At 72.4% G+C, this 14,362-nt stretch carries 12 protein-coding genes, 1 pseudogene and 1 riboswitch; of the genes and pseudogenes, 7 read left to right on the top strand and 6 right to left on the bottom strand.

Annotated features, from left to right (window positions below; genetic code table 11):
- The first annotated feature begins 117 nt into the window (after positions 1-117).
- Positions 118-771, top strand: a complete 654-nt coding sequence (locus ACFVGW_RS17835; RefSeq protein ID WP_383292484.1) for a TetR family transcriptional regulator — start codon at positions 118-120, stop codon at positions 769-771.
- Positions 772-788: 17 nt separating this feature from the next.
- Here the strand turns inward: ACFVGW_RS17835 and ACFVGW_RS17830 are convergent, their stop codons facing one another.
- From ACFVGW_RS17830 to ACFVGW_RS17805, 6 genes and pseudogenes are all read right to left on the bottom strand, one after another.
- Entirely contained in the window at positions 789-1,328 is a 540-nt protein-coding gene (locus ACFVGW_RS17830) for a hypothetical protein (protein ID WP_383227317.1), read from the bottom strand.
- Positions 1,329-1,412: 84 nt separating this feature from the next.
- The gene (locus ACFVGW_RS17825; RefSeq protein ID WP_352188236.1) at positions 1,413-1,646 is read right to left on the bottom strand and encodes a ferredoxin; all 234 of its coding nucleotides are present in this window, start codon (positions 1,644-1,646) and stop codon (positions 1,413-1,415) included.
- Positions 1,646-3,115, bottom strand: a complete 1,470-nt coding sequence (locus ACFVGW_RS17820; RefSeq protein ID WP_385852631.1) for an aldehyde dehydrogenase — start codon at positions 3,113-3,115, stop codon at positions 1,646-1,648. The genes ACFVGW_RS17825 and ACFVGW_RS17820 overlap by 1 nt, the downstream gene beginning before the upstream one ends.
- Positions 3,116-3,179: 64 nt before the next feature.
- Positions 3,180-3,482 (bottom strand): annotated as a pseudogene (locus tag ACFVGW_RS17815) (DUF664 domain-containing protein); the annotation flags it as partial.
- 130 nt (positions 3,483-3,612) lie between these two features.
- Complete coding sequence (locus ACFVGW_RS17810) at positions 3,613-6,636, bottom strand: tetratricopeptide repeat protein (RefSeq protein WP_385852630.1); 3,024 nt, start codon at positions 6,634-6,636, stop codon at positions 3,613-3,615.
- Between the two features lie 17 nt (positions 6,637-6,653).
- A complete protein-coding gene (locus ACFVGW_RS17805) occupies positions 6,654-7,088 on the bottom strand; it encodes a hypothetical protein (RefSeq protein WP_385852629.1) in 435 nt (144 codons plus the stop codon).
- A 210-nt stretch (positions 7,089-7,298) separates the two neighbouring features.
- Between ACFVGW_RS17805 and ACFVGW_RS17800 the strand changes: the two genes are divergently transcribed.
- From ACFVGW_RS17800 to ACFVGW_RS17775, 6 genes are all read left to right on the top strand, one after another.
- On the top strand, positions 7,299-8,339 hold the full coding sequence (locus ACFVGW_RS17800; protein WP_385852628.1) for an MBL fold metallo-hydrolase: 1,041 nt from the start codon (positions 7,299-7,301) through the stop codon (positions 8,337-8,339).
- Positions 8,340-8,455: 116 nt separating this feature from the next.
- Positions 8,456-8,533: riboswitch (cobalamin riboswitch) on the top strand.
- A 98-nt stretch (positions 8,534-8,631) separates the two neighbouring features.
- Positions 8,632-9,882 (top strand): prenyltransferase/squalene oxidase repeat-containing protein, encoded by a 1,251-nt coding sequence (locus ACFVGW_RS17795; RefSeq protein ID WP_385852627.1) that lies wholly within the window; start codon positions 8,632-8,634, stop codon positions 9,880-9,882.
- Positions 9,879-10,562 (top strand): SCO2322 family protein, encoded by a 684-nt coding sequence (locus tag ACFVGW_RS17790; RefSeq protein ID WP_385852626.1) that lies wholly within the window; start codon positions 9,879-9,881, stop codon positions 10,560-10,562. The genes ACFVGW_RS17795 and ACFVGW_RS17790 overlap by 4 nt, the downstream gene beginning before the upstream one ends.
- On the top strand, positions 10,559-11,743 hold the full coding sequence (locus tag ACFVGW_RS17785; protein ID WP_385852625.1) for an energy-coupling factor transporter transmembrane component T: 1,185 nt from the start codon (positions 10,559-10,561) through the stop codon (positions 11,741-11,743). The genes ACFVGW_RS17790 and ACFVGW_RS17785 overlap by 4 nt, the downstream gene beginning before the upstream one ends.
- Complete coding sequence (locus ACFVGW_RS17780) at positions 11,740-13,506, top strand: ABC transporter ATP-binding protein (protein WP_385852624.1); 1,767 nt, start codon at positions 11,740-11,742, stop codon at positions 13,504-13,506. Before ACFVGW_RS17785 ends, ACFVGW_RS17780 begins: the two co-directional genes overlap by 4 nt.
- Positions 13,503-14,345, top strand: coding sequence for an ECF transporter S component (locus ACFVGW_RS17775; protein ID WP_385852623.1), 843 nt, complete (start codon positions 13,503-13,505; stop codon positions 14,343-14,345). Before ACFVGW_RS17780 ends, ACFVGW_RS17775 begins: the two co-directional genes overlap by 4 nt.
- Positions 14,346-14,362 lie beyond the last annotated feature (17 nt).

Here is a 14,362-nt window from a genome sequence, read left to right as displayed (position 1 = left end):
GAATCTACCGGCAGGTAGCCCCGTCGTAAGAGCCGGATCAGGTGATTCGCGCCACGGCGGAAGCCCCGCCATACTCCGGCCGTACTGTCGCTCCCCCACCGCACGGAACGGGACTTCATGACCGCGGAAGAAAGACCGGCCTCGCCGCCCCTGACAGAGCGCCAGGAGGCGCGACGCCGTCGCATCCTGCACGCCAGCGCGCAGCTCGCCGGGCGGGGCGGCTTCGACGCCGTACAGATGCGTGAGGTCGCCGACGCGGCCGGAGTGGCCCTGGGCACGCTGTACCGCTACTTCCCCTCCAAGATCCATCTGCTGGTCGCGACGATGCAGGACCAGCTCCAGCACATGCACACGACGCTGCGGAAGCGGCCGCCGGCCGGCGACACCTCGGCCGAGCGGGTCGCGGAGACCCTGATGAGGGCGTTCCGCGCGCTCCAGCGCGAGCCGCAGCTCGCGGACGCGATGGTGCGGGCGCTGACGTTCGCGGACCGGAGCGTGAGCCCCGAGGTGGACACCGTCTCCCGGCTGACGACGGCGATCATCCTGGACTCGATGGGGCTGGAACACCCGACGCCGCAGCAGCTGTCGGCGGTACGGGTCATCGAGCACACCTGGCACTCGGCGCTGATCACCTGGCTGTCGGGGCGCGCCTCGATCGCCCAGGTGAAGATCGACATCGAGACGGTCTGCCGGCTGATCGACCTGACCGCGCCGGGCGGCACGGGCGGCCAGGCCGCGACCGCGGCCGGTGAGGACCGCGGGGCGGCCTGACGGCGCCTCAAGCAGCCTTACGACTTCTTGTTCTTCTCCAGGTCGGCCTTGAACAGGGCCTCGCACTGGGGGGTGTTGTCCGTGCCGATGAACATGACGATGGCGAAGCCGGCGGCGCCGTGGTTGCTGGCCTTGACCGACCAGGTGCCCTTGTTCAGCGTCTTGATGGTGGACCCGGACTGCTCGGTGGCCTGGCCCTCCTTCCAGCCGCCGCCGGTCAGCGCCGTCACCGTGGCGTCGAAGGACTTCTTCGGGTCGGCCGCCTTCGCGGCGTCGGCCGTCCAGGACACCATGCAGCTCTTGAGCTCGGCCGGGACCGCGTCGCCGGAGGGGTCCTCGGTGAAACCGGCGGCCGTGGCCGCGGTCCCGATCTCCTTCTCCACCGTGGCCGCGTCCGGGCTGTCGCCGCCGCCCGCCTCCGAACCCCCGGTCGTGGAGCCCGTGGAGGAGGAGGACGAGCCGCCCTTGTTCTTGCCCGAGCCGCCGCCGTCGCTGCCGCAACCCGCCACCAGCAGCACCGCACCGGCAGCCGCGGCCACCATCATCGCCTTGCGCACAACTCTCCCCATCCTGGGCGCACGTGGGCCTGTCGCCCCCGTGATCAGAGGAAGATTTTTGCACGCGTGAACGAGTGCTCGTGGCTACTCCTCCGGCGGGAAGACCGGCTCCCCGCCGTCGAGCAGAGTGATCAGGATGGCCTCCACAGGGCAGCCCTCGGCCGCGGCCAGCACGGCCTCGTTCGCGTCCGACTCCGGTTCGCGCGGGTGGGACTGACGGGCCGTGTCGAGCCGGAAGCCGTCCGGGGCGTGGTTGACGCACATGCCGGAGCCGATGCACACCCCCCGGTCGACCTCCACGTGCCAGCGGTCGCCCATCAGACACCACCCGGCCCCTCGTACCCGGCCGGCAGGTGGATCATCTTGTGCTCCAGGTACTCGCCGAAGCCCTCGGGGCCGAACTCCCGCCCCAGGCCGGAGTTCTTGTAGCCGCCGAAGGGGCCGAGCATGTCGAGGCTGAAGGTGTTCACGTTGAACGTGCCCGTGCGGACCTGGCGGGCGAAGTCGATGCCGTGCTCGACGTCCCCGGTCCAGACACTGCCGCTGAGCCCGAACTCCGAGTCGTCGGCGATGCGGAGGGCCTCGCCTTCGTCCCCGTACGGAAGGAGGCAGATGACCGGACCGAAGATCTCCTCGCGGGCGATCCGCATGGAGTTGTCGACGGCCCCGAACAGGGTCGGCTCGACGTACCAGCCGCGGTCGAGCCCGGCGGGCCGGCCACCGCCGCTGAGGACCTTGGCGCCCTCGTCCTGCCCGATCCTGATGTAGTCGAGGGAACGCTGCCGCTGCCTCTGGGCGACGAGCGGGCCGACCTGCGTGGCCGGGTCGAGCGGGTCTCCGACCACCAGCGCGCCCGCGGCGGCGGCGAACGCCTCGGCGATCTCGTCGTACCGGCTGCGCGGGGCGAGGATGCGGGTCTGGGCGACGCACGCCTGGCCGTTGTTCATCCAGGCCGCGGGAACGATCCCGGCGACCGCCGTCGCCACGTCGGCGTCGGGCAGGATCACGGCCGCGGACTTGCCGCCGAGTTCGAGGGTGACGCGCGTGAGGTTGCGGGAGGCGACCTCCATCACGCGCTTGCCGGCCGCGACGGATCCGGTGAACGAGACCTTGTCGACGCCCGGGTGACCGACCAGGTACTCGCTGACCTCGCGGTCGGCGGGCAGGATGGACAGGACCCCCTCGGGCAGCCCCGCCTCGGTGGCGATCTCGGCGAGGATGTACGAGTCGAGGGGGGACTCGGGCGAGGGCTTGAGGACCACCGTGCAGCCGGCGAGGAGCGCCGGCCCCAGCTTGGCGGCGGCGGTGAACTGCGGGACGTTCCACGGCACGACCGCCGCGACGACCCCGACCGGCTCGCGCCGTACCAGGATCGGCCCGAGCACGCCGGCACGCCGCCCCTCGTACGGGAAGTCGCGGGCGATGGTGATCGCCGCGTCCCAGACCATCATGGCGCCGAGGGCCTGGGCGAGGACGCTCCAGGAGTACGGGGAGCCGTTCTGGGAGCTGATCGAGCGGGCGATCTCCTCGTGGCGCACGGCGATGGCGTCCTTGATCCGGCCGACGACCGCGATCCGCTCCTCGACCGTCATCCGAGGCCAGGGCCCGTGGTCGAAGGCGTCGCGCGCGGCGGCGACGGCCCGGTCGACATCGGCCCGGGAGGCGTGTGGCACACGGCCGATGACCTCCTCGGTGTGCGGCGAGATCACCTCGATGACGTCCCCGCCGGCCGGATCGGCCAACTCCCCGCCGATGTACAGCTTTCCGTGCTCCACAAGCTCGGTCATGGCCGACTGCCTCCCGGAACCCGCACTGTTTCTGACTGTGTATCAGAACTGATATCAGTTCTAGTTATCGTGGGCAATGGCCGGTCGACCTTGCGGCCTGCTCGATCTTCGCGCAGTAGGCCGCGCGGGCTTCCTCGTCGATCTGCTTCTCGTGTTCGGCGCGCAACCCGGTCCTGCCGTCGAGGCCCTCGCGCAGGATGTCGGCGTGCCCGGCATGCCGGACGGACTCGCCGAGGACATGCACCATGACGGCGAACAGGTTCGTGCCGGTGTGCGGCTCCGGCCACCACGGCACGCGGCCGGGGGCGTCGAGGGGAAGCTCCTCGATCGTCGCGTCCGTGTGTTCCCACGTGCGCCGGTAGAACCCGAATCTGATCGCGGGATCGCGAACTCATCGATCATGCGGCAGGAGCCTTCCACGGGCTGCTCACGGCCTCAAGATCCCGTACGCGGGTGGGCGGATACGTGACCTCCGGCGGCGGCTGGACCCGTGCGCGTCACGTGAGGCAGGTCTCGGCGCTTGCGCGGGATGCGGCTGCCGCCTCGTGATCGCCGTCGCGGGTGTAGGCGGTGGCTGACTGTTCCCATGCCTCCCGGATTCGGGACGGTTCGGCCCCGGATGCCGCCAGAGTGGTGGCCAGCTCGCCCCAGGCCTCCCCGACACGCTTCCAGTCCGCTTCCTCGGTCAGCATCGCGACCGCCTTCTCGGCGGCTGAGATGGCGTCCGCGTAGCGCCCCAGACCGCGGGCGGCGGTCCCGATGTTGTTCCATGCGACAGCCTGGCCGGGGATGTCACCGGTCTCCTGGTGCATCTGCAGGGCGGTCTGGACGGCGTCGAGCGCTTCGTCGTGGCGCCCCAGCTCTACGAGTCCGCTGCCGAGGTTGTTCCACGCACCGGCCTGGCCGGGGATGTCACCGGTCTCCTCGCAGAGCCGGAGGGCCGTTCGATAGGCGTCCAGTGCTTCGTCGTGACGCTTGAGGTCTCCGAGTGCGTTGCCGAGGTTGTTCCAGGCGCCGGCCTGGCTGGTGACGTCACCGGTCTCCCGACAGAGCTGGAGGGCGGTTCGGTGAGCATCGGCTGCTTCGTCGTGACGCTTGAGCTCTCCGAATGCGTTGCCGAGGTTACTCAAGGCACCGGCTTGACCGGGGACGTCACCGGTCTCCTGGTAGAGCTGGAGAGCGGTCTGATGAGCATCGACCGCTTCGTCGTAACGCCTGAGACTTCCCAGGGAGTTGCCGAGGTTGTTCCAGGCCCCGGCTTGACCGGAGACGTCACCGGTCTCCTGGTGCATCTGAACGGCGGTGTGATGAGCATCGACCGCTTCGTCGTAACGCTTCAGACTTCCGAGCGAATTGCCGAGGTTGTTCCAGACGTCGGCTCGGCCGTAGGTGTCACCGGTCTCCAGGTAGAGCTGGAGAGCGGTCTGATGGGAGTCGATTGCTTCGGAGTGACGCTTGAGCTTTCCGAGTGCGTTGCCGAGGTTGTTCCAGGCGCCGGCTCGGCCGTAGGTGTCACCGGTCTCCAGGTAGAGCTGGAGAGCGGTCTGATGAGCGTCGGCGGCTTCGTCGTAACGCCGCAGGTGCTTGAGCGTGCTGCCGAGGTTGTTCCAGGTGCCGGCCTGGCCGCGGATGTTGTCTGTCTCCTGGTAGAGCCGCAGGGCGGTCTGATGAGCGTCGACGGCTTCGTCGTAACGCCGCAGGTGCTTGAGTGAGCTGCCGAGGTTGTTCCAGGCACCGGCCTGGCCATGGATGGTGCCGGTCTCCTGGTAGAGCCGCAGGGCGGTCTGATGAGCGTCGACGGCTTCGTCGTAACGCTTGAGCTCCCCAAGTGCGTTGCCGAGGTTGTTCCAGGCGCCGGCTTCACCGTGGATATTGCCGCTTTCCTGATAAAGGCTGAGGGCGGTCTGATGAGCATCGAGCGCTTCGTCGTAACGCCGGAGCTCTCCAAGCGTGCTGCCGAGGTTGTTCCAGGCGCCGGCCTGGTTGTGTGTGCCGCCGAGTGCCTGGCAGGCCTCCAGAGCATGGGCTCGGACGGAGAGCAGATCCTGAAGCCGCCGTCGCCATTCCAGATAGCTGCCGAGGGCGAACCCGAGCCGGGCTTTGCGCGCGTGGTCCCCGGTCTGCGCGTAGCAGGTGGCGAGCAGATTCTCGCGTTCGTCGTCGAACCACGCCAGCGCCTGCTCCCGGCCGGCGAACAGCGTCGTCACGGCCTCACCCGGGGGGCGGAAGTGAGTGTCGCCCGCTCGGGCGTGGTGGATGTAGTGATCGGTGAGCCGGGTGCGGGCCTGCTCGAAGCGTCTACGGGAGACGCGGCCGCTGTCCATGGTGGTCCGCGCCTCTTCCTGGGCGTGGACGCGCAGCAGGTCGTGCATGGACCAACGGTCGCGTGCCTGGCTGCTCTGGGTGAGGAGACGTGCCTGGACGAGCTGCCGCAGCAAGGGGGTGATCCTGTCCGCGGGCTGGTCGGTGAGGGCCGCGACGGCGGCGGTGGAGATGTCGGGGCCGGGGTGGAGGCCGAGGAGACGGTAGAGGTCGGCCTGCTGGTGGGTGAGCCGGGTGAGGCATTCGTCGAAGACGGCGCGCAGGTTGCGCTCGCCGTCGTCCAGGCCGCCGAGGCGGCTGCCGGCATCGGTCAGCATCCGCACCCGCTCGGACAGCGGCTGGGCGGGGTCGTCGGCGAGGAGTGCGGCGGCGATCTGAAGCGCCAGGGGCAGGTAGCCGCAGAGCGCGGCGAGTTCCTCCGCGGCCGTGGGCTCGTCCTCCACGCGCCGGTCGTCGGGATCGGCGACCTCCAGTCGCTGGCGCAGGAGGTCGACAGCGGCCTCAGGCTGCAGGGGATGGAGATTGAACAGCCGCGCGCCGAGTCCGGGCAGCGTGTGGCGGGAGGTCACGAGCACCGCGTGGTGACGAGCCGGAAGAAGTGGCCGGATCTGGTCCGAGGTCGAGGCGTTGTCGGCCAGGATCAGCACCCGCCGGCCGTCCCTCGCCAGCGCGTCGAGCTGAGAACGGTACAGACCCGCGCGCTCGTCGAGGGTGGGCGGGATGTGGTCCGCCCCGACACCCAGCGCCCGCAGCAGCGCTTCCAGCGCGTCCTGCGGCGGAACGGGGGTGGGGTCGTAGCCGCGCAGGTTCACCAGCTGCACACCCGTGAACCAGCCCCTGTCGAGCGCGGCATGGCCGACTGCGTGGGCGAGCGTCGTCTTGCCCACTCCCGGCAGCCCCGCGACCGATCCGACCGCCGCACTCGCACCGGTCGCGGGGTCCAGCAGGGCGAGAACCTTGGAGATCTCGTCCTCGCGGCCGGTGAACTCCTGCGGCAGCCCCGGCAGAGCGTTCAGTGCGGTCGGCACCGCCGCGTACGCCTGTACGTTGATCCTCGTGCTCTGCGTGCCGCTACCGAGCACCTGGCTGCGCTCGAACGACGCCCCCGCGAAACTGTTCGCGGTCCGCTGCCCCTGCCAGGAACGCTTGTCCTTCGCCGGGCCGCTCCTGCCCTTGCCGGACTTCTTCTTGGCCCCCATGCCCGCCACTCGCTCCGCTACCGGTTGATCGTGTTGTTCTGCGTGCCGCTGCCGAGAACCTGGCTGTCGGTGAACGTCGCATTGCCGAAGTCGTTGTGCGTGCTCCGCGCCGGAGCCTGGGACCGCGCCTGCGCGACCAGGGCCTGCAGTTCGGCGACCACCTGCTCCCGCTCGCCGTCCGGGAGCTGTTCGAGAAGTACTTCCAGACGGGTCTGCCAGCGCGTCGCCACGAGGGTCTGCAAGCGTTCCGCGCCGTCGCCGTCACCGGCCGACTCCAGTTCGGCACGGGTCTGGTCCAGCCGCTCCAGCTCCGCCCGCTCCCGGTCCGCGTCGCCCCGGCCGAGGATCCGCGCCACACCACTGCGCATCCCGGCCCACGCGTCTGTCGCCGCCGCCTGCACGATCGCTGCGCCACCGGCCCCGGCCACCGCGATCAAACCCTCGACCAACACGGCAACACCCCCACACGTCAACGGACAAGAACCCCAGCCTAGGACGAGACCCCTCACCCGATCAGCCGAACCGGCAACCATGACGCCCGTGTCGCGGGGCACCGGACGTCCGAGGACGATTCGGTCCAGCCGATTCTGACGGTCCATCAGTTCTGGTTATAGTGGCAAGGGTCGAGCAAGCGCCGTGCCGTCGCGGAGAGATGAGGGCCCATGAGCCAGGTGACCGAGCACGGCGGAGGGGTCTGGTCGCTTCGGGTGCCGATTCCGGACAACCCCCTCGGGCACACCCTCGTCCACGTCCTCGACACCGACCGCGGACCCGTGCTGATCGACACCGGCTGGGACGATCCGGCGTCCTGGAACGAACTGTCCGACGGGCTGGCCGCGTTGGGGACCTCCGTACGGGAGGTGCACGGGGTCGTCATCACCCATCACCACCCCGACCACCACGGGCTCTCGGGCCAGGTCCGCGAGGCGTCCGGTGCGTGGATCGCGATGCACGCCGCCGACACCGCCGTCGTCCGCCGCACGCGCGATTCCGAACCCGGCACCTGGCTCGACTACCTCGCGCGGAAACTGGCCGCCGTCGGCGCCCCCGAGGAGCACACCGCGCCCCTCCTCGCCGCCCGCGCCTCCGGGCGCCGCGCGAGCACCCTGCCCGGGCTGCGCTCGGCCCTGCCCGACCGGGAGATCGTCCCCGGCGAGCTGCTCGGCCTCGCGGGCCGCCGGCTGCGCGCGATCTGGACGCCCGGTCACACCCCCGGCCACGTCTGCCTCCACCTGGAGGAGGAGCACCCCGCCGGGCTCCCCGGCCACGGCCGGCTCTTCTCCGGCGACCACCTGCTCCCCGGGATCTCCCCGCACATCGGCCTCTACGAGGACCCCGACGACGCGACGACCACCGATCCCCTGGGCGACTACCTGGACTCGCTGGAGCGGATCGGGCGGCTCGGCGTCGCCGAGGTGCTCCCCGCCCACCAGTACGCCTTCGCCGACGCCGCCGGCCGCGTACGGGAGCTGCTCGACCACCACGAGGACCGGCTGACCGGCCTCCTGCGCCTCCTCGCGACCCCCCTCACCCCCTGGCAGCTCGCCGAGCGCATGGAGTGGAACCGCCCCTGGGAACAGATCCCGTACGGCTCCCGGACCATCGCGGTCAGCGAGGCGGAGGCGCACCTGCGCCGCCTCGTGAAGCTGGGCCGCGCGGAGGCCGCACCGGGCACCGACCCCGTCGCGTACGTGGCGGTGTGACACCCCCGCCCCCCAGGCAGGCCCTCGCTCCGAGGGGAGTGTGAGGCGCCTCGCACCCGCCGGTCGGGCCGTGTACGGGCCGGTAGAGTGGGCGAGTCGTCATCACACCCGTACGGGGGGAAGCCGGTGCAAATCCGGCGCTGACCCGCAACCGTGACCGCCCGCGCCCGTCGTGGACGGAAGTCGGAATGCCCCGCCCGGGACGTGACCGCCGGCACCGTCGAGGAATACGGAGCCGAGCCTGGTGCCTCAAGCGTGCCGGTGCCCGGCCGCAGGAGAGGCCACAGCTCGCATGATCACCGTCCGCCGCGGCGCCGCCGCGTTCGCCGCCGCAGCGGTGCTCTGCACCGGCGTCGCCCCCGTCGCATCCGCCGCCCCCTCGCCTTCGGCGACCCCCGCGCCCGTGATCCCCGCCGGGCTGTACGGCACGAAGGACCCGACGTACGACGGTGTGTGGCGCCAGTCGCTCGCCTTCATCGCCCAGACCACCAGCGGTGTGCAGCCCGCCGACGAGGCCGTGTCGTGGCTGGTGAAGCAGCAGTGCGCCACCGGCGCCTTCGCGTCGTACCGGCCGGACCCGGCCAAGCCGTGCGACGCGTCGACCATGCTGGACACCAACGCCACCGCCGTCGCCGTCCAGGCGCTCACCGGCGCCAAGCGCCAGAGCACCGACCCCGAGCCCCTGGCCAAGGCGGCCGAGGCCGGCGCGGCCTGGCTGAAGGGCGTGCAGAACAAGGACGGCGGCTGGGGGTACAACGCCGGCGGCCCCAGCGACGCCAACTCCACCTCCATCGTCATCAGCGCGCTCACCGCGCTCGGCGAGAAGCCCGGCCAGGTGAAGTCCACCGAGGGCATGACCCCGTACGACGCGCTGCTCGGACTCGCCCTTCCCTGCTCGGCCAAGGAGGGGGCGGGCGCCTTCGCGTACCAGCCCGACAAGGACGGCAAGCTCCTCGCGAACGCCGACGCGACCGCCGCCGCGACGCTCGCCGGCCTCGGCAAGGGCATCACCGCGCGGGGCGTGGAGCCCCAGCAGAGTCCGGTCTGCACGGACCTGGCCACGCCCACGATGGACCGGGCCGCGCTCAACGGCGCCTCCTACCTGGCCGCCGCGCTGGCGAAGACCGGGCACCTGAACACCCCGCCGATGCCCGGCGCCACCGACCCGACCGAGCAGCCCGACCACGGCAACACCGCCGACGCCGTCGTCGCGCTCGCCGCGACCGGTGCCACGAAGGAGGCGTCCGGCGCACTGACCTGGCTCAAGGAGAACTCCGCCGCCTGGGCGAAGGAGAGCGGCCCCGCCGCGTACGCGCAGCTGATCCTCGCCGCGAAGGCGATGCACGTCGACCCGCGCGCCTTCGGCTCGACCGACCTCCTCAAGGAGCTGGCCGCCTCCGGGCCCGCGCCGAAGGCCTCGCCGTCCGCCGCGCCCGGGGCGAGCGACGACGACTCCGGCTCGTTCGACGTGTGGTGGATCATCGGCATCGGCATGGTCGTCGGTGTCGGCATCGGCTTCCTGGTGAGCGGGCGCAGGAAGTGAGGGCCGGGCTGCTCGGCGCCGCGGCCGGCGCCGCTCTGATCCTGGCCGCCGCCGCTCCCGCCGAGGCCGCCGGCTACCGCTACTGGTCGTCGTGGGAGAGCGACGGCGGCAGCTCGTGGGCGTACGCGACACAGGGCCCGGCGACGGCCCGGCCCTCCGACGGCGACACCATCGGCTTCCGCTTCGCGGTCAGCAAGGACAGCGCAGACGCCGCCAAGCCCACCGCGGCCCCCGACTTCGCGGGCGTCTGCGGCGGTACGGAGGAGAAGGCCGGCACCAAGCGGGTGGCGGTCGTCGTGGACTTCGGCACCCCGCAGGACGCCCCGCCGGGAGAGACTCCGCCCCGGCCGCAGGTGAAGACCGGCTGCGCCCAGGTCCGCGCGGACGCGACGAGCGCCGACGCGCTGGCCGCGGTGGCGAAGCCACTGCGGTACGACAGCGCGGCGCTGCTGTGCGGGATCGCCGGCTATCCGGCGAAGGGCTGCGGCGAGCAGGTCGCGGAGACCGAGTCCCCGGCCGACGAGACCGGGCCCGGGGGCGACCCCACCGTGACGGCCTCCCAGGCGTCGGGGGACAAGGGCGGCGACGGGGGCGGACCCGCCGTCGGGATCGTGGTGGGCGGAGCCGCCGTGCTCGTGCTCGGGGGCGCCGCGGTCTGGAAGGCCCGCCGACGCGCATGATCCGTGCCCCCGAGGCGAGCCGCTCCAACGCCCTGCACGCGGGCGCCTGGTGGCTCTGGGCGCTCGGCCTCGCCGTCGCCGCCTCCCGTACCACCAACCCCCTGCTCCTCGGCCTGATCGTCGCGGTCGCGGGCTATGTCGTCGCGGCCCGCCGCACGGACGCCCCGTGGGCCCGTTCGTACGGGGCGTTCGTGAAGCTGGGTCTCTTCGTGGTGGCGCTGCGGGTGGTGTTCTCGGTCGTGCTGGGTTCGGCGATCCCGGGGACGTACGAGCTGTTCACGCTGCCCGAGGTGCCGGTTCCCGACTGGGCGCAGGGGGTGCGGATCGGGGGCCGGGTGACGGCCGAGCAGGTGGTCTTCGCCGTGTACGACGGCGCCAAGCTGGCGACGCTGCTGATCTGCGTGGGCGCGGCGAACGCGCTCGCCAATCCGGCGCGGCTGCTGAAGTCGCTGCCGGGCGCGCTGTACGAGGTGGGGGTCGCCGTCGTCGTGGCGATGACCTTCGCGCCGAACATGGTGGCCGACGTGATGCGGCTGCGGACGGCCCGGCGGCTGCGGGGGCGCCCGACGGGCGGGGTGCGGGCGGTGCTCCAGATCGGGCTGCCGGTCCTCGAGGGCGCGCTGGAGCGGTCGATCGCCGTGGCGGCCTCGATGGACGCGCGCGGCTACGGACGTACGGCGCAGGTCGAGCCGGCCGTGCGGCGGACGACGAACGTGCTGACGCTGGGCGGACTGCTCGGGGTGTGCGCGGGCTCGTACGGTCTGCTGGCCGCCGAGGGCGCGGGGTACGGGCTGCCGCTGCTCGTCGCGGGGTTGTGCGCGGCGCTGGCCGGGCTCCGGCTGGGCGGGCGCCGGGCGGCCCGTACCCGGTACCGGCCGGACACCTGGGGGGTGCGGGCCTGGCTGGTCGCCGGCTCGGGCATCGCGGTGGCGGCGCTGATGATCTGGGCGAACACCTACGCCTACGAGGCTCTGCACCCGGGCGTCGTGCCCCTGGTCGCGCCGGAGCTTCCGGTGTGGCCCGCGCTCTCGATCCTGGTGGGCCTGGTACCCGCGTTCGTGGCGCCGGTTCCCGCGTCCGTTCCTGTTCCCGTCCGGTCCGCCTCCCCTTCCTCTTCCACCTCTGCTTCTGACTCTGCCTCTGCCTCCGCCTCCGCGTCCGCCTCCAGGGAGACTTCGTGATCCGGTTCGAGAACGTCTCGGTGACGTACGGCGCGGGCGAGCCCACACTGCGGGACCTCGACCTGACGGTCCCGGAGGGCGAACTGGTCCTGCTGGTGGGCCCGTCGGGCGTGGGCAAGTCGACCCTGCTCGGCACGGTCTCGGGGCTCGTACCGCACTTCACCGGTGGCACGCTGAAGGGCCGCGTGACCGTGGCGGGCCGGGACACCCGTACGCACATGCCGCGTGAGCTGGCGGACGTGGTCGGCACGGTCGGCCAGGACCCGCTCGCGCACTTCGTCACGGACACGGTCGAGGACGAGCTGGCGTACGGGATGGAGTCGCTGGGCCTGGCTCCGGCGGTGATGCGGCGGCGGGTCGAGGAGACCCTGGACCTGCTCGGACTCGCGGAGCTGCGCGACCGTCCGATCGCGACCCTCTCGGGCGGGCAGCAGCAGCGGGTGGCGATCGGTTCGGTGCTGACGCCGCACCCCGAGGTCCTCGTCCTCGACGAGCCGACGTCCGCGCTGGACCCGGCCGCGGCGGAGGACGTCCTCGCAGTTCTGCAGCGCCTGGTCCACGACCTCGGCACGACGGTCCTGATGGCGGAGCACCGCCTGGAGCGGGTGGTGCAGTACGCGGACCAGGTGCTGCTGCTGCCGGAGGGCATCATGGGCCCGCCCGCCGAGATCATGTCGGTCTCCCCCGTCCACCCTCCGGTGGTGGCGCTCGGCCGCCTGGCGGGCTGGAGCCCGCTCCCCTTGACGGTCCGGGACGCCCGCCGTGCGGCGGGCCCGGTCCGGGACCGTCTGGAGGCGCGGGTCCCGACCGCGGACCTCCGCCCCGAACCCCCCGTGCCCCACGCGCCGACGACCCCGGACGCGCCGGGCGCGCCGGACGGGCCGAACCAGCCGGACCAGCCGGACGCGCCGAACGCGCTGGAGACCCCGGCCCGGCGGGCCCCGGGCAAGGGCCGGGGCATCTCCCTGTTCCGGCGACGCCCCCGGCCCTCCGGCCCCGCCCCCGAAGCCCACCGTCTCCTCGTCGACGTCCGCTCCCTCGGTGTCCGCCGCGGCCGGGTCGAGGCGCTGCGGCGCGTGGACCTCCAGGTCACCGCGGGCGAGACCGTCGCGCTCATGGGACGCAACGGCGCCGGCAAGTCCACGCTCCTCAACGCGCTCGTCGGCATCGTCCCGCCCACCTCCGGCACCGCCCTCGTCGCGGGCCGCGCCCCGCACCACACCGACCCCCGCGAGATGATCCGCCACGTCGGTCTCGTACCGCAGGAGCCCCGCGACCTGCTGTACGCGGACACCGTCGGCGCCGAGTGCTCGGCCGCCGACGCCGACACCGGCGCCGCCCCCGGGACCTGCCGGGCGCTGGTGTCCGAGCTGCTGCCCGGCGTGGCGGACGACACCCACCCCCGTGACCTGTCCGAGGGCCAGCGCCTGGCGCTCGCCCTCGCGGTCGTCCTCACCGGCCGGCCCCCGCTCCTGCTCCTCGACGAGCCGACCCGCGGTCTCGACTACGCGGCCAAGGCCCGCCTCGTCGCCCGTCTGCGCGAGCTCGCCGGCGCGGGCCACGCCATCGTGCTCGCCACCCATGACGTGGAGCTGGCCGCCGAGCTGGCGCACCGGGTGGTGATCCTGGCGGGCGGCGAGGTCGTCGCGGACGGCCCGACGGCCGAGGTCGTCGTCTCCTCCCCCGCCTTCTCCCCGCAGGTGGCCAAGATCCTCGCCCCGCAGCCCTGGCTCACGGTCGAGCAGGTGAGGGAGGCGTGGTGAGCAGAGGACCCGTACGGCTCGGACCACGCTCGGTCGCGGCGCTCGTCCTCGTCTCCCTCGTCGGAGCGATGGCCGTCGCCTGGCCGCTCTTCGCGGACGGTGGTGCCGCCGTCACCGATCACGCCGCCGACGCCCCCTGGTTCTTCGCCGCGCTGCTGCCGCTGCTGATCGCGGTCGTGGTGGCGACGATCGCCGACTGCGGGATGGACGCGAAGGCGGTGGCGATGCTGGGCGTGCTCGCCGCCGTGGGGGCTGCGCTGCGGCCGCTGGGGGCGGGGACGGCGGGCCTGGAGCCGATGTTCTTCCTCATGGTGCTGAGCGGCCGGGTCCTCGGGCCGGGGTTCGGCTTCGTCCTCGGCGCGGTGACGATGTTCGCGTCCGCCCTGCTCACGGGCGGTGTCGGCCCCTGGATGCCGGTGCAGATGCTGGCCATGGGCTGGTTCACGATGGGCGCGGGCCTGCTGCCGGGCCCTGAGCGGCTTCGCGGCCGGGGTGAGCTGCTGATGCTGTCGGCGTACGGGTTCGTGGCGGCGTTCGCGTACGGCACCGTCACCAATCTCTACGGCTGGGTCACGGTGGGCGGCCTGGGCACCGGGATCTCGTTCCAGCCCGGGGAACCGGCGCAGGAGAACCTGGTCCGCTTCCTCGCGTACGTCCTCGCCACCTCCCTCGGCTGGGACCTCGGCCGGGCGGCCCTCACCGTCGTGCTCACGATGACCGTCGGCGGGACGCTCCTGAAGGCGCTGCGGCGGGCCACGCGGCGCGCGAACTTCGAGACCCAGGTCACATTCGAGGGCGCTGAGAGGCCGCACCGGGGTGAGGCGCCCCACAGGACCTAGGTCACGTACGACGTGGA

Origin of the sequence: Streptomyces sp. NPDC127129, assembly GCF_042671585.1 — a bacterium.
In the GTDB taxonomy this organism is placed as follows: Bacteria; Actinomycetota; Actinomycetes; order Streptomycetales; family Streptomycetaceae; genus Streptomyces.
Note: the sequence above shows the minus strand (reverse complement) of the source record. Positions and strands in the feature narration are given on the sequence as shown.

Coding starts and splice junctions, on each gene's coding strand:
- ACFVGW_RS17835 (WP_383292484.1), top strand. CDS start 118: ATGACCGCGGAAGAAAGACCGGCCTCGCCGCCCCTGACAGAGCGCCAG.
- ACFVGW_RS17825 (WP_352188236.1), bottom strand. CDS start 1,646: ATGGGCGACCGCTGGCACGTGGAGGTCGACCGGGGGGTGTGCATCGGC.
- ACFVGW_RS17820 (WP_385852631.1), bottom strand. CDS start 3,115: ATGACCGAGCTTGTGGAGCACGGAAAGCTGTACATCGGCGGGGAGTTG.
- ACFVGW_RS17810 (WP_385852630.1), bottom strand. CDS start 6,636: ATGGGGGCCAAGAAGAAGTCCGGCAAGGGCAGGAGCGGCCCGGCGAAG.
- ACFVGW_RS17800 (WP_385852628.1), top strand. CDS start 7,299: ATGAGCCAGGTGACCGAGCACGGCGGAGGGGTCTGGTCGCTTCGGGTG.
- ACFVGW_RS17795 (WP_385852627.1), top strand. CDS start 8,632: ATGATCACCGTCCGCCGCGGCGCCGCCGCGTTCGCCGCCGCAGCGGTG.
- ACFVGW_RS17785 (WP_385852625.1), top strand. CDS start 10,559: ATGATCCGTGCCCCCGAGGCGAGCCGCTCCAACGCCCTGCACGCGGGC.